Source organism: Spirillospora sp. CA-128828, from assembly GCF_050945415.1.
Lineage (GTDB): Bacteria > Actinomycetota > Actinomycetes > Streptosporangiales > Streptosporangiaceae > Spirillospora.
On the sequence record NZ_CP191986.1, the window covers coordinates 3773357 to 3788558 of the forward strand.

The window sequence follows — 15202 nt, forward strand, 5'->3', positions numbered from 1 at the left end:
CTCGTGGTGGAACGTGACCGGGGCGCCTTCCTCTCCCGCCGGCCATCGGTCGCCCCATCGGGACATGGCAGCGAGCAGCCCAGTTTCTCGGCCTCGACGACGAAGTCGACCGTCTCGGACCAGGTGCCGCTGGAGGGCTCGATGGTGGTCGCGGTGCGCATCAGGCCGGCGCCCGCTCCGCGGATTCAGTCCGCTGTTTGATCGCCGCCAGAGTGGCGATGATGCCGTTCTCGAACTCGCGCATCCGGACGGAGACGATCTTTTGCTCCTTCTCCGGCACATGGTCGATCGCCAAGGACAGGCCGGAGCGGGCGGAACCGATCTGCGTCCACTGGTTCAGCCGCGTTCGACCGTCCTGTGGATGGAGGGTGAACCGCCAGATCGCCGTGGGGTGCTCCGGGTCCTCCACCGCCCAGGCGAAGACCCGGGGGACCTCGTACTCCACGATGTGCGAGGTCGTCTCCCACCCGCCAAGGGCGTCGTGCTTGTCCGTCCGACGAAGCGGGCGCCCTGTGCCGGGCCGCGGACACCGTCCAGCCACTCCACGGACTGCAACTCGGCGCTCATGCTCGGCATCGACTCGACGTCCGAGACCAGCTCCGGTGGCGCGTCGATCCAGGTGTCCGCCTCGACGAACCATCCGATCGCCACTGGTGGCGTTCTGCGCAGACTGAAGCCCATCACCGCTTGACGATGCAATCGCGCGACCTCCCTGGCGAAGGAGGCCCAGCGACCGGCTGCCAGACTGGATGGCCTGGACTGAACCGTCAGGCAGTCCCACGAGAAGCCGAGAGCAGGAGCGAGTACAGCCGAAGGGCTGCCGAGGGATGCGGGAGTTCGGCGGGTGTGGTCGCCGTGGATCAAGCCGCCTGCTCGTCTGGAGTCGCTTGCCGGTGGCACCCAATAAGCGACCTTCTTTCATTCTGAGACGCAGGCGATCAAACAGTCGGGTGGGGTGCGATGCTGTGACGCCTATGAACGATCGTTCCCGCACAGGTCACACGCAGACCGCAGAGTCGCTGGCCGGGCATCTGTCGCGGCGTGTTCCGGCGCTGGCCGACGCGTTGGTGCGGGCGATCCAGGAGCAGAACCCCGGCTACCAAGCGGTCGGCGTCGTTTCAACGGACGATCTATGGCGCTCCTGCCACGACAACATCGTCCGCATGCTGGAACTGATCTCCCGTCCCGACCGGGATTCGGGCGGCCCGGGCCAAGCCGGGTACTACGACGCGGCGCGTGCCACTGGAAGGCGGCGGGCGGAACAGCGCATGCCGCTGGACACGGTGCTGCGGTCATTCCGCCTCGGCGGGCGGCTGCTGTGGGAAGCGCTGATCGATCAGGCGCGGGAGGACGGTGTGGTCGACTCCGACGGCCTGCTGGAAGCGGCGACCCGCGTCTGGGAGGCCGTGGACGCGACGTCGGCGCAGGTGGCGGCGGCCTACCATGCCGCCGAAGGCGAGTTGCTGCGCGCCGACGACCGCCATAGGGCCATGTTGTGGGACGGACTCCTGGACGGCCGGGCCAGGCAGCCGGGGTTCGCCCACGAGGCCGCCCGGATCATCGGCGTACCGGTCGAGGGCCGGTACGCCGTGGTCGTGGCCGACGCCGGTCCCGGAAACGAGCGGATCGGCCGACGGATCGAACGGCGGCTGGCCGCCGACGAGATCCACTCGGCGTGGCAGATCAGCGCCGATGGGCTGATCGGCCTGCTCGTCATGGGCAGGGCTGAGCCGGCGGTGGCGCTGCGCGGACTGCGGGAGACTTTGGTGGCGCCCGCTGGGCTTTCCCTGGTCGTGGCCGGGCTGGCCGGGGTCGAGGCGGCGTACCGGCAGGCACTGGTCGCGCGCCGCACGATCGCCCCGGAGACGGTCGAGGTGGCCGCGCTGGAGGAACGGCTGCCGGAGGCGATCCTGCTCGGCTCCCCGGAGCTTGCCGAGCAACTGGTCCGGCTGTGGCTCGGACCGCTGATCACGCTGCCGGCGGCCGAACGGCGCCTGTTGCTGAGCACACTCGACACCTGGGTGGCCACCGGGGGCTCCATCAAGGACACCGCCGAGCTGGCGCATTGCCACCGCAACACCGTCCTCAACCGGTTGCGCCGCATCCATGCGATCACCGGGCACGACTTCACTGATTCCGCCGCGCGCCTGGAAGTGTCGCTCGCGCTGCGCGCGTCGCGCCTGCCCCTCCCTGATCCGCTCATGTGACCACCCGGTCGTGTGGCTGTGCGCCGTGCACAAGCAAACCGGGGCAAGAGTGGATACGGCAGCCATGGCTGCTCTGTGTAGCGTGTGCCACGCTCTGCGTCAGCAACCGGCGCCTCATCGTTCCCCCTACTCGGCGCTGGTCGCGGACTCCCTGACGGACTGCGCCCACCGTGGCGCGGGCGTCCGGGCCTCCGAACGAACACTCCTGAGGAGGACGCCGATGACGGAACCGAATGGTCCCATGCTGGATCCGGACGATGAACCCGGCGGTTCCGACACCGAGCCCGGCGGCCCCGACCGCCGCCGCTTCCTGGGATATCTGATCGCGGCACCGACGCTGGCGGTGATCGTGCAGTCGGCCTGGGAGGTGGTCGATGGACGGGACGCCAAGGCCACCGTGCCGTCGGCGCCGCAGCCCGCGGAGCTGTTCGACCTCGGCGACGCGCAGAACCTTGCGGCGGCGCCGACCTCAGGGCTGATCTCCGTCCGGGTGAACCCGGACGGCACCGCGTCGTTCGCGCTGCCTCGGGCCGAGGTGGGCCAGGGCATCACCACGGCGGTCACGATGATGATCGCCGAGGAGATGGACCTGCCGATGGACAAGGTGCGGGTCACCCTGGCCGATGCCCGTCCCGAGCTCATGATGAACCAGCTCACCGGCGGGTCGAACTCGATGCGCAGCATGTACGTCCCGGTTCGCGTCGCGGCGGCGATCGCCCGGCAGCGGCTGGTCACCACCGCAGCCAGGCTCTGGCGGCTGCCCCCCGCCGAGCTGACCACCGAGAACGGTGTGATCAGGCACGCCAGCGGAAAGCGGGCCACCTACGGGTCACTCGCCAAGGCGGCGGCCGGCAAGCGGACGACGAGGTTGTCGGCCACCCTGAAGCCGCGCTCTGAGTTCACCGTCCTCGGCACTCCACGCAACCGCGTCGACGCGCACGCCATCGTGACCGGCCGCAAAGCGTTCGGCATGGACCTGCAGGTGCCCAACGCCAAGCCGACGATGGTGCGCAGGCCTCCGACGATCAACGGAACGGTGGTGGCGGTGCGCAACGCCGCGGCGGTCCGGAAGATGCCTGGCATCACCGACGTGGCGGTCATCAAGCACGGCGTGGCGGTGCGCGGCGACACGTTCGGTCAGTGCATCGACGCTCTCCGGGCGCTGGAGGTGACGTGGGGCCCGGGCACGGTGGACGGCGAGTCCGACACCACCGTCCTGGCCAAGCTGAGGAAGGCCGCGCTGCCCATGGCCGTACCGCCCCAGCTGAGCAAGACGATCGACGCCGAGTTCGTCTTCGCCTTCGCCAGCAACAGCCCGCTGGAACCCGACAGCGCCATCGCCGACGTCCGGAAGGACCGCGCCGAGATCTGGGCGAGCCTCAAGGTGCCGATCGTCGCCCAGCAGGACATCGCCAAGCGCCTCGGACTGCCGCAACACGCCGTCAAGGTGCACGTACGGCAGGGCGGTGGCTCCTTCGGCCGGCACCTCTTCCACAACGTGGCCGCCGAGGCGGCGGAGATATCCCAGAAGATGGGCAAGCCGGTCAAGCTCGTGTGGTCCAGGGCCGACAGCTCCCGGCAGGGCCGCACACATCCGATGTGCATCTCGCGGGTCCGCGCGGCACACCGGTCCGGCAACGTCCTCAGCTACGAACAGCGGCACACCAGCGTAGAGACCGACTTCGGGCACGGTTTCGGGGAGGTGCTCACCGCGACGGCGGCCAAGCTGCCCGTGGCCGGCAATCTGACCGTCGCCCAGACGATCTTTGAGCTGTCCCAGTCGTCGCCCTACGACTTCGGCGCCACCACCCAGCTGCTCAACGAGATCCCGCTGAAGTTCAACACCGGCAGCATGCGCAACATCTACTCCCCGAACGTAGTGTGCGCGCGGGAGCTCATCGTTGACCGGCTCGCCGCCGAGATGGGCAAGGACCCAGTGGAGTTCCGCCGCAAGTTCCTGGACGACGAGAGCCTGCGAGCGGTGCTGGACAAGGCGGTCGAAGAAGGAAACTGGGGCAGGTCCCTCCCCAAGGGCGTCGCCCAGGGCATCGGGCTGGCCAGCGAGTACCGCGGGGCGGTCGCGTCGCTGGTCGAGATCGACTGCCGTCCTGAGACGGTGAACCGGAAGATTCGCAACGCCGTGACCGGCCCGCGCGTCACGAAGGCGCTGATGGTGGTGGACGTGGGCTTCGCCATCAATCCGCGCGGTCTGGAAGCACAGATGATCGGCTGCATGAACGACGCCATCGCGCTGGCATTGACCTCCAGCCTCCACATCAAGGACGGCCTCCCGCTCGAAGCAAGCTGGGACAACTACTTCTACACACGCCAGTGGAACACCCCGCTCGACATGCGCGTCATCGTCATGCCCAACACTCGGAGCACCCCGGGCGGCGCCGGCGAACTCGGCGTCGCCCCCGCATTCGCCGCCGTAGCCTGCGCCTACGCCCGCGCCACCGGAACGATGCCGACCCGGTTCCCGATCAACCACGGCAAGCTCGCCTTCGAGCCGTTTCCGGCTCAGCCGTCCACCCCGCAGTCCCCTACCGGCGGACTCGACCGCGCCTACTGAGGAGCCCCGTTGCCCCAGCACACCTTCAAGCTCAACGGCAGGCCGGTCACCGTGGAGGCCGAGGACGACGTGCGGCTGCTCTGGGTGCTGCGCGACCTGCTCGGCGTCACCGGCCCCAAATACGGCTGCGGCATCGGCGTCTGCCAGGCTTGCACCTGCCACATCAACGGCAAGGCCTTCAACCCTTGTTCGGTCCCGGTGTCAAAGATCAAGCCGACCGATGAGATCACCACGATCGAGGGCCTGCCCGCGACCGTCGGCAAGGACCTGCACCCTATGCAGGAGGCGTGGCTGGCCCACGACGTCTCTCAGTGCGGCTACTGCCAGCCCGGCCAGATCATGGCCGCCGTGGCGAAGGTCCGCCAGGCCAGGGCCGCCGGCCACGAGATCGGCGCGGCCGATCTGGACGAGCTGCGCAACATCTGCCGATGCGGCACGTACTCCCGGATCCGCGAGGCCATCAAGGCGGGCGCCAAGAACATGTGAACCGCACAGTCCGGTGCGGTGGGCTCCGGGTCATCACACCTCAGCGGAGGCAGCCGCGTGGTTTGCTCGCAACGAGGCCTTGTCCGCCGAACAGGCTGCCTGATCCTCGCCCCGATCCCTGCGAAAGGGCCTAGCCTCGCGCTTTCGCCTGGGGCGGGCGGGGACTGACCGTTGACATGAGAAAAGTGCCTCTGGCCTGGAAGGATCGAGATTGCGAAGTCACGATTCAGTCCATGCCGGAAGGCACTTTTCACGTGAACACTACAGGCCGGAAGCCCAAGATCGTTGTTTCATCTGATGGAGCGGGGATCGTCTGTCAGGCCGGTGGCCTGTTGCTGATGGAGACGCTGCGGGTCAGCGGGCTGGGCCGCGGCCTGGCCGGGGCGTTGGCGGGATGGCGGCGGCCTCGTTCGGTTCACGATCCAGCGAAGATCGTGACGGATCTGGCGGTGACACTGGCGTTGGGCGGGGACTGCCTGGCCGACGTGGCGGTGCTGCGGAACTCGCCGGAGCTGTTCGGGCCGGTGGCATCCGATCCGAGCGTGTCTCGGCTGGTCACCGCGCTGGCCGGGGCGGGCCCCAAGGCGTTGCGGTCGATCCGCAAAGCACGCGCGGTGGCGCGTGAGCGGGTGTGGGCCCTGGCCGGTGAGCACGCTCCGGGCGCCGGCGGGCGCCTGATCCCGGTCGACCTGGACGCAACCGTCGTGATCGCGCACTCGGAGAAGGAACATGCCGCCCCGACGTGGAAACGCACCTTCGGGCACCATCCGATGACCGCGTTCATCGACCACGGTGAAGGCGCGGGCGGCGAGGCCGCCGTGCTGCTGCTGCGGCCGGGCAACGCCGGGTCCAACACCGCCGCCGATCACATCACCGCGGGTCGGCTCGCCCTCAACCAGATCCCCGCCCACCTGCACAAGCAAGTGCTGATCCGGACCGATTCGGGCGGCGGCACCCACGGGTTCCTGGACTGGATCGCCGCCCGCCGGCTGAAGTACTCCATCGGGTTCAACCTGACCGACGACATCTGCGCCGCGATCCTCGCGCTGCCCGAGAGCATCTGGGAGGTCGCCTACGACGCCGACCGGCAACCACGGGACGGTGCGTGGGTCGCCGAACTCACCGCAATGCTCGACCTGTCGCCCTGGCCCAAGGGCATGCGCGTCATCGTCCGCCGTGAACGCCCGCACCCCGGTGCGCAGCTGCGGTTCACCGATATCGACGGGCACCGATTCACCTGTTTCGTCACCGGCACCCGGCCCGGCGGCGGCCGTGGCCAACTCGCTGACCTGGAACTACGCCACCGCCGCCGGGCCCGCTGCGAAGACCGCATCCGGTGCGCCAAGGACACCGGCCTGCGCAACCTGCCGCTCCACGGCGCCGCCCAGAACCAGATCTGGCTTGAACTCGTCGCCCTGGCATGCGAGCTGACCGCCTGGACCCAGATGCTCGCCTTCGCCGATCACCCGGCCCGCCGCTGGGAACCCAAACGGCTACGCCTGCGCGTGTTCTCGGTGGCCGGACGCCTGGTCAAAGGCGGCAGACGCCTCCGACTCCGCCTGGCCCACCACTGGCGGTGGGCCGACCTGATCGCCACCGCGATCACCCGCCTGCAGATGCTCCCGGCGCCCTGACCAGCCAGAACCGTCCCGTCAACCCCAGGAAGGAGACCAGCCGGGCCCGTGGAACCCCGCCCACCCGACGCGACAGTCGGGCCCAACGGCTGACCCACCACTCAAAACAAGGAGCCGGTCGGGACACCGAGCACCCCAACAAGCCTCACGAAAGATCGAGGCTAGATGACAAAGACCGCACTCGGCACGCCGGAAGAGCCGGGCGACGCTGGGAAGCGCAAACAGCGGAATCGTTCCCGCGCCAACGGGGAAGGGTCGATCTTCCCCTACCGCAACGGATATGCCGCCTACGTGTGGGTGACCACGCCAGCGGGGGACCGCAAGAAGCGGTGGGTGTACGGAAAGACGCGCGACGTCGTCCACGACAAGTACGTGAAGCTGCTGAACGAAGCCAAGCAACGGCCGATCGCCACGACGGTGCTGACCGTCGAGAAGTACCTGACGTACTGGCTCAGTGAGGTAATCGAACCGAACCGCGAAGCACAGACGTACGCGCAGTACGAGACCTTCGCGCGCCTGTATGTCATCCCTGCACTGGGACGCAAGCGCCTCGATCGGCTGACCGTCCGGGACGTCCAAGCCTGGGTGAACAAGCTGCCCACGACGTGCCAATGCTGTGCGCAGGGCAAAGATGCTGTCAGGCCGGAACGGCACTCGGACCCGCGCAAGGGGCAGAGGTGTTGCGCGATCGGACGGTGCTGCAAGGCATACCCGAGCAGCCGCACGATTCAGGCCGCGCGGAATACGCTGCGCGCTGCGCTCACGCACGCCCAGACCGAGGAAATCCTCTCGCGGAACGTCGCTCGCGTGGTCAAACTGCCGACGATGCGCAAGCGGGCACGCGGCAAGACGTCCTGGAGCGTTGAAGAAGCGCGCGCATTCCTCGAATCAGCGCAAAGTGAGCATGATCCGCTCTACGCCGCGTGGGTGCTGATCCTGGTCATGGGGCTTCGCAAGGGCGAAGTGCTCGGCCTGCGGTGGGAAGACAACGACGTGGAGGCGGGGGAGTTGACCGTCAGCATGCAGCTTCAGCGCGTGCGCGGCCAGCTCGTACACAAGGAACGAACCAAGACCGAGGATTCAACCGGCGTCATGCCACTGCCCTCCATCTGCATCACCGCGCTACGCCTCCGCCAGGAACGCCAAAGAGCCGAAAGCGCCGCGCGTGACGAGCAGTGGACCGGCAAGGGACTCGTCTTCACCACCCGGCCAGGACGCCCCATCGAGCCGCGAAACGTCAACCGCAGCTTTGCCCACCGGTGCCAGCGCGCCGGCGTCCGTCCCATCCGGGTACACGACACGCGGCACACCTGCGGCCGACTCCTGGCCGCGCTGGACGTCCACCCCCGGACCGCGATGCAGATCCTCCGACACAGCCAGATCAGCATCACGATGGAGGTCTACACGGAGGTGCCAACCGAGATCACCAGAGAGGCCCTCAGACGCCTAGGAGAGCGGTTGGCTGGCACTGACGGGCCTCAAGCCTGACTTGAAGAACCCTTAGCTCCAGCGTGCACGGCACCAGCTGGCCTTCGCTGGCCCGTCCAGTGCCGTGCACGCTCTTTCAATCGACCAGCCAACGGGCACAGGTCGTGAGATTCTGCTGTTTATGACTTGGGCTGTCATTGTGGCCATGTGCGCTCTAGCGTTCACCGTGGCCTCGTTCTGGTGGCTTCATGCCCGGCGCGGTCACCTTGAGTCCTACGAACCGCATTCGTTCGCGGCCAGCCTGGTTGGCTCGCTGAGGATCCGGCTCCCGCTCGTCCTGTACAACACAGGAGCGGTACCCATCGTGGTCCAGAGCATCAGGCTCCGTGTTGGCGAGGAACCGCCGCTGACCTGGATCACCACACGATCCCAGCTTCGGCCGACGAAAGAGGATGAGCACAGGTTCGCGGCCCCCTTCCCCGTGTCGGGACGTTCAGCGAAGCAAGTGTTCGTTGAGTTCGGCAAGGACGGCTCGCTTGAGGCCAAAGACCATGAGGTGCAGGTGGAGGTGAAGCTGGGCCACAAGAAGGATTGGATCTTGTTGCTGGCGTTCACCCTGCGAACCGGCCAGGTGAAGCACTCCAAATACATCACGTACAGCAACGATCCCGAAGTGATTTCGATCTTCTCGTGACGCCAACTGCCCCAGAAGGGCCCAGGCCACACCAGCTGCCAAGTAAGAGATATTACCAATCTTTGTGCCCTCTATGAGAACACTATCTACAGCACCAAAGCGCCACATGCTAACCTACTGCGAAGTAAGCATCTGAGCGAAATAGATCCTTCCCGGGGATATAATGATTCGAGCGATAGCCTTGTTCATCCGAAGGACGCTCACCAAGTGCGTCAAATGGACAGTTCAACAACCGGGAAAGGCTAGAGGATATTGGAACAGTCTGGAGATGAAGAAAAAGTTCAGAATACTTTCTATATTCGCGTCGCTGGCTGGCGTGAGTGTGCTGCTCCAAAGCACGTCTGTGTTGTTTCAAGTCTTGGATTACATTGGAGGAAGTGAACCACCATCCCCTTCTCCCGGCACAAATCTTAGTCCGTTGCCACCAACGAGTGGCGATGCCATCAAGGTCGCTTCAATAGCGACAGAATTTCCCACTGATTGGGAAGAATTTGCAACAGCAAACTCGCTCAATATCAGCACCAAGCAGTCGGAATGGCTCAATCGAGAACGAGATGAAGATCCTGATATGTACCTGAAATGGATGACTTCCCATGGCGCTGTCCCTGTCGATAGCGTCCGACATCAAATAGTGCTTAGGGGTAATCGCGCCGAACCAGTCCGCATAACTGGAATGCGGGTACTGTCTCGATGTCAGAGACCCCTAGCGGGAACATACTTTTTGAAGCCCTCTGGCGGCGGAGGCGAGGACACTGTTCGCATCGGATTCAATCTCGACAAATCTCATCCGATAGCGCAACGCGCTGACGATCTTAGCGCGTCTTTTGGCGAAAGCTATTTTGCATCGAAGACTTACTCGCTGAAATATAAGGAGGAAGTTGTCTTTCAAGCGATCGCGATCACTAGCAAATTCTATTGCGAATATAGAATTCAAATAGATGCCCTAAGTGGCGATAGGCGAATAAGGCAGATAATCGACAATAAAGGTAGGCCATTCAATGTGACAGCAAGCATCGCCAGGCGGGGCGACACTCATCCCTACAAGGGCTACAGAACTATGTACGTTGGAGGGCTTGCACGCTCCGAAGTAACCCCCAAGCCAGGACAAAACGACAATAGGGCATGGATTCAAGTTGACTCTAAGAGTTGGTCCGGCTAGTGAGCTGAGCTGTCGAACGCTCGTTCGCCGAGTTCGCCTGCTAGCAGGTGAACTCCAGTGAGTCCAGGATCGTTCTCGCGCGGTCACCTGGCGTGGCTCCCCGATTGGCTCTCTACGCAGGTATCAACCAATCTCGCGTACGAGGATTGACATACTCCCAGGACGGCGGGCTCGTACCCCACCCTCTTAAGTTATGTCACTGGTTCCTGCCTCACCTGCGAGTTGATAAACGCGGCGACCGTCCTGGTCTGCCAGGTTGCCAGCTTGTTGGTGTACCCCCCGGACGACTCGACACCCACGGTCCAGACCCCGGTCGAGGCGGACGCGATTCTGCTGACCGGATAACGGGACTTGCCGCGCCACCGGCTGATTACCAGAAAGTCGCCCCTGCCCCCGCTCTCGCGGTAGATGTGTGTACCGCCGAACACTCCGGCCCGCACCCCGCCCATCGTCCGCATTCTCATGGTCACCAGGTGGGCCCGGCACCAGATGCCGAGCGTGAGCACCGAGGCCAGCACGGCGTAAAGCCACCACGCGATTTGCTTGACGATGTTCATTTCCGTTCCCCTCCAGGGGAGGGGATACCCGGTGTGATTGGCCGGACACCGCATCCTGTTGTCCTGTACGGGGCATCCGTTTCCACGTGAGCTGGACGGTTCCGGACTTGCGCGGGGCGGGGCCTCGTAGCCTGGCCCGGCGGACGGGCGGCACCTGCCTGTCCGCATCGGCCCGTCGTGAGGCCCCGCGCGGGGTCCCCACGCAAGGCGGGAACCGTCCAGCGGCACGGGCGTGACCAGCTCGGCCCCGTGACCGTCCCGGCTGCCGCTCATCGAGCGGCCCGGGTCACCCCTTCTGTTCTTCGCGCCAGTCGACCGGCCGTCGGCCTGGGCCGCCGGCCGTAGCCCCAAGCGGAGGCCGTCGGGCCTGGCGCCGAGTCGGCGGCGCGTGCGGCCCGGTTCTCGGGTCGCCCTGAACGACGTACGCGCAGCCGGGCGGGTGGGACGTGTGCTCAGTGCGGTCACCGGATGGAGTTCGTCAGGTGCTTGGCCTGATTGCTCGGGGGTGCCTGCGGACTGACGAGTGGGCCGGGTCGCTCAAGCGGCTTGGTGAGCGTCTCGCCGGTACCGATGGGGACCAGCTGGGGACCACTGATCAAGCGCCGTAGATGTACTTCGTAGCTGTACGAACGGGACAAGGCCGGGTCCGTGTGATCGGATCCGGCCTTTGACCTGCTGTCGGGACGGCGGGATTTGAACCCACGACCCCTTGACCCCCAGTCAAGTGCGCTGCCAAACTGCGCTACGTCCCGGTGCCCGTTGGAGCGGGCTTGATTACTGTAGCGCAGTCCGTGGGGTCGTGCGTACTGAGATACGGGGCCCGGGGATCTCTGATAGGCAGGCCGGATGGTGGGTTTGCGCGCGGTCCTGGCCGGTGTCGTGTGCCTGGGGCTGGCGTGCGGGTGCGGCGATGGCGGAGGGGCTCGGTCGGTGAGCGGGAGTCCCGAGCCGCAGGGCTCGGTTCCGGGGGTTTCGAGGTCGCCGTCGGCGACGCCGTCGAAGAGGCCGGTCGTGCGGGTGCCGGCCGGGGTGCTGGCCTCGTATGTGGTGTTCGACCGGAAGGCCGGGCGGGTCGTCTTGGAGCGGCGGCCGCGGCAGACGTTCCGGTCGGCGTCGGTGGTGAAGATCCTCATCGCGCTGGACTATCTGGATCGGCATGCGGCGTCGGCGGCGGATCGGGCGTTGCTCGTGCCGATGCTGAGGTCCAGCGATGACAAGGCGGCCACGGAGTTCTGGCGGCGGGGCGGGCAGAAGGCGATCATCGAGCGGATGGTCCGGAAGGTGGGGCTTTCGGAGACGGCGCCGCCGCCTGCGGAGAAGCCGGGGTTCTGGGGATATACGGCGCTCAGTGCGCGGGATGTCGTGAAGACGTACCGGTATCTGCTGGACGAGGCGCCGAAGGCGCAGCGGGAGTTCGTGCTGGAGCAGTTGCGGAAGTCGACGCCGTGCGGGACGGACGGGTTCGATCAGAGCTTCGGGATACCGCGGGCGGTGAAGCGGCCGTGGGCCGTCAAGCAGGGGTGGTCGGGGTTCGGGGAGGTTCCGGCGGAGCCGTGCCGCGGTGGCGGGGCGCGGGGTGTGGCGTGGCGGCCTGATCTGGGGATCGGACGGCCCGTGCTGCACACGACGGGCATCGTGGGGGACAAGATCGTGGTGGTGCTGACCCTGCATCCGGCGGGGACGTCGTTCCGGGCGGCGGCGGCGCGGATCACAACGTTGACGAGGCAGGTCTGCCGGGCATCGTGACGGGCGTCACAGCGTGGGCCAGGGTTGGCTCCTGGGACGGTCACTAGAACCCGTCGAGTTCGGACGCGAAGGGAAAACCCGGGCAAAGTTCTGGACTGTTTACCAGGATGTGGGCGAATAGTCCTTCGCTGACGTATGTAGCTTTTTCTCCCAGGGCAGTGACGCCGAACGGGGGACAGGGTTGTCGGAAGCGGAGGGCGCCCAGCCCGGTGCGGACCTTCAGGATTTGCGGGGCGCCGCGCACGACCGCGCGGTGCTGGCCGAGGCGCGGGTCATGCTGGCCCGGCGGCTCGGCGTCCCGCCCGGGGAGGCCCTGCAGCACCTGATCTGGCTCGCGCGCGACATGGACATCGAGTTGGCCGAGGCGGCCGCCCTGCTGGTCAAGGACGGGGGCGGCGGACCGATGGGGGCCGTGTTGGCGGGCCGCCGGGCGCCGCGTGCGGAGGACGGCGCGGAGGAGCCTGCGGCCGTCCTGTCCGATGCCGAGGACGTTCTGCGCCGGGTGACGGCCGAGGACACCGCTGGTGACGCGGAGATCCTTGAGGGACTGCCCACCGATACGGTCGCGAAGGCCGTGCTGGACGGGACGCTCGACTCCGCCGCGCACCTGGTGCCGGTCCGGGGGCCGGACGGCAATGTGGCGGATTTCCTCTACGCGGACCTCAACGGCGTCGCCAAGGACATGTTCGGGCGCGGCCGGGAGGAGCTCACCGGGCTGCGGCTGCTGCGGACGGATCCGGGAGCGGTGCTCAGCGGCCTGTTCGACGAGTACGTCGAGGTGCTGGAGTCCGGGACGCATTTGGAACGTTCCTCGTTCCTGTACTCGACCGCCCAGCGCGGCCTGTCCCGGTCGTCCCGGATGAGCGTGCGCTGCGTCCCGGTGCCGACCGGCGTCTGCGTGAGCTGGCGGTACCACTTCGCCGAGGACCGGGTCACGCGGCGGCTGGAGCGGGTCGAGCGGCTCGCCCTGATCGGGTTCGGGGAGTGGGATCTCGCCACCGGGGAGGCCGACTGGACGCCGCAGATGCTGGCCAACTACGGCCTGGCCCCGGACGAGGTGCCGCCGATGCCGCACGATCTGCCGAAGGTGGTTGCGGACGACGATCTTCCGCTGGTCGAGGAGGCCGTCCAGACGATGTTCTCGCGCCGCGAACCGGTGGAGGCCGAGCACCGCGTGATCGGCAAGGACGGGACGCCGCGGCATCTGTGGGTCTTCGCCGAGCCGGTGCTCGGCGAGTCCGGGCTGCCGATCTCGATCAACATCGTCTCGCAGGACATCACCCGGCGCCGCGGGGTGGAGCGGGCGCTGGCCGAGACCCGGCGGCAGATGCTGCGGCAGCAGGCGCGGACGGCGCAGGAGCGGCGCGTGGCGGTCACGCTGCGGCGCGCGATCCTGCCGGACGAGGACGAGGTGGAGCGGCTGCCGGGCCTGGTCACCGCGCTGCGCAGCCTGGCGGCGGAGAGCACGGCCCGCATCGGCGGCGACTGGTTCGCCACCCGCACGCTGCGGGACGGCCGGGCGATGTTCGCCATCGGGGACGCGGCCGGGCACGGGCTGCCCGCGGCGGCCGCGATGGCGCGGACCCGCAACGGCCTGCTCGGCCTCGCCTGCACGGGGGAGCCGGCGGGGCGGCTGGTGGGCTGGCTGAACGAGCTGGTCGGCAACATGGACCCGCCCGCCACCGGGACCGCCGTGGTCGCCCACTACGACCCGTCGCGGCACGTCCTGGAGTGGACGTGCGCGGGTCATCCGCCGCCGATCCTGGTCCGGGACGGGTGGGCGACGCTGCTGGAGGTCGTGCGCGACCCCATGCTCGGCGCCATGCCGGGCTGGGAGTACACGACGATCACCACGACCCTGCACCCGGGCGACATGCTCTTCCTGTACACCGACGGCCTGGTGGAGCGCAGGGACGCGGACCTGGACGAGCGGATCGTCCGCCTGACCGGGATCCTGCGGGACTGCGGGCCGCGCCCCGAGCTGGTGCTGGACGAGGTGCTGGCGCGGATGGAGCACGACCGGGCGGCGGACGACACCACCCTCTTCGCTCTCTACGTGGAGTGACGGCCGGGCCCCCTCGGTGACGAAGGGCATCCTTGACCTGCGAAGATCGCACCGTGTGACTTAGAACTCACTCCTGGGGCGTGGGTGCCCGGCGGACACCGCCCCGCGCCCGCCCGCCTGGCGCCGACTTTACGTTCTTTACCTTTTCCCGGAAGGCCGTTAAGGCCCGCCGGCAAAGGGCTGAGGGGCACTTCGAGAAAGATCGGGAAGATGCGGCGTCCGTCCGGTGTTGGTGGTTCCTTGGAAGGGCTTTGAGCAGGCACAACGCTGTTTTATGCCTGGTTTGCTTTTCTTGAGAAGGTTGGTACCTTCTATCCGAATCACGCAGCGCGTTCCACGCGTTGCCGCGCAGCGCGTCCCATGCGTTGCCGCCGGCCGTTCCAAGGGCGGCCGAGGATCGCGGAGCGGAATCCGCACGCGATGCGCGCCAGATGATGCGCGCCCCCTCATCAAGATCAGTCACTGAGATACATCCGAACATGAGCACCGCCCCCGCGGTGCGAGGCCGAGTCCGTCCCGGTCGACACGACCGGACGGAGCCGGGGACCCAGGTTCCAGGGGTGAATCGGCGCGCCCGAGAGTCGCGCCGTAGGGCTGCTTCCATGCCCGAATCCGTCAGCTAACCCGGTAGGCGTCATGGAAGACAAGGAGATT

General features: G+C 67.1%; 11 protein-coding genes, 1 tRNA gene and 1 riboswitch. Of the genes, 9 read left to right on the forward strand and 3 right to left on the reverse strand.

Annotation, left to right across the window (positions count from 1 at the left end):
• Positions 1-160: 160 nt before the first annotated feature.
• Complete coding sequence (locus ACQPXG_RS18625; protein WP_433468959.1) at positions 161-445, reverse strand: hypothetical protein; 285 nt, start codon at positions 443-445, stop codon at positions 161-163.
• Positions 446-974: 529 nt separating this feature from the next.
• Between ACQPXG_RS18625 and ACQPXG_RS18630 the strand changes: the two genes are divergently transcribed.
• The 7 genes from ACQPXG_RS18630 to ACQPXG_RS18660 all read left to right on the forward strand — a co-directional run bounded on the left by ACQPXG_RS18630 (position 975) and on the right by ACQPXG_RS18660 (position 10180).
• Positions 975-2207 carry a PucR family transcriptional regulator gene (locus tag ACQPXG_RS18630; RefSeq protein ID WP_433468960.1) on the forward strand — a complete coding sequence of 411 codons (1233 nt, stop codon included), beginning with the start codon at positions 975-977 and terminating at the stop codon, positions 2205-2207.
• A gap of 220 nt (positions 2208-2427) precedes the next feature.
• Positions 2428-4779, forward strand: coding sequence for a molybdopterin cofactor-binding domain-containing protein (locus ACQPXG_RS18635; RefSeq protein WP_433468961.1), 2352 nt, complete (start codon positions 2428-2430; stop codon positions 4777-4779).
• A gap of 9 nt (positions 4780-4788) precedes the next feature.
• Positions 4789-5265 (forward strand): (2Fe-2S)-binding protein, encoded by a 477-nt coding sequence (locus tag ACQPXG_RS18640; protein ID WP_433468962.1) that lies wholly within the window; start codon positions 4789-4791, stop codon positions 5263-5265.
• 233 nt (positions 5266-5498) lie between these two features.
• Positions 5499-6899, forward strand: coding sequence for an IS1380 family transposase (locus ACQPXG_RS18645; RefSeq protein ID WP_433467818.1), 1401 nt, complete (start codon positions 5499-5501; stop codon positions 6897-6899).
• A gap of 165 nt (positions 6900-7064) precedes the next feature.
• Positions 7065-8387, forward strand: a complete 1323-nt coding sequence (locus ACQPXG_RS18650; RefSeq protein WP_433468963.1) for a site-specific integrase — start codon at positions 7065-7067, stop codon at positions 8385-8387.
• A gap of 121 nt (positions 8388-8508) precedes the next feature.
• Positions 8509-9021 (forward strand): hypothetical protein, encoded by a 513-nt coding sequence (locus tag ACQPXG_RS18655; protein ID WP_433468964.1) that lies wholly within the window; start codon positions 8509-8511, stop codon positions 9019-9021.
• Between the two features lie 268 nt (positions 9022-9289).
• Positions 9290-10180 (forward strand): hypothetical protein, encoded by an 891-nt coding sequence (locus ACQPXG_RS18660; protein WP_433468965.1) that lies wholly within the window; start codon positions 9290-9292, stop codon positions 10178-10180.
• A 191-nt stretch (positions 10181-10371) separates the two neighbouring features.
• On the opposite strand, the gene ACQPXG_RS18665 is transcribed toward ACQPXG_RS18660, so the two are convergent.
• Complete coding sequence (locus ACQPXG_RS18665; RefSeq protein WP_433468966.1) at positions 10372-10737, reverse strand: hypothetical protein; 366 nt, start codon at positions 10735-10737, stop codon at positions 10372-10374.
• 678 nt (positions 10738-11415) lie between these two features.
• Positions 11416-11489 (reverse strand) — tRNA-Pro (locus tag ACQPXG_RS18670).
• Positions 11490-11748: 259 nt separating this feature from the next.
• Between ACQPXG_RS18670 and ACQPXG_RS18675 the strand changes: the two genes are divergently transcribed.
• Positions 11749-12483: a hypothetical protein gene (locus ACQPXG_RS18675; protein WP_433468967.1), complete on the forward strand. Its 735-nt coding sequence runs from the start codon at positions 11749-11751 to the stop codon at positions 12481-12483.
• Positions 12484-12664: 181 nt separating this feature from the next.
• The gene (locus ACQPXG_RS18680) at positions 12665-14548 is read left to right on the forward strand and encodes a PP2C family protein-serine/threonine phosphatase (RefSeq protein WP_433468968.1); all 1884 of its coding nucleotides are present in this window, start codon (positions 12665-12667) and stop codon (positions 14546-14548) included.
• Positions 14549-15041: 493 nt separating this feature from the next.
• A riboswitch (cyclic di-AMP (ydaO/yuaA leader) is annotated at positions 15042-15197 on the forward strand.
• The last annotated feature ends 5 nt before the right edge of the window (positions 15198-15202 follow it).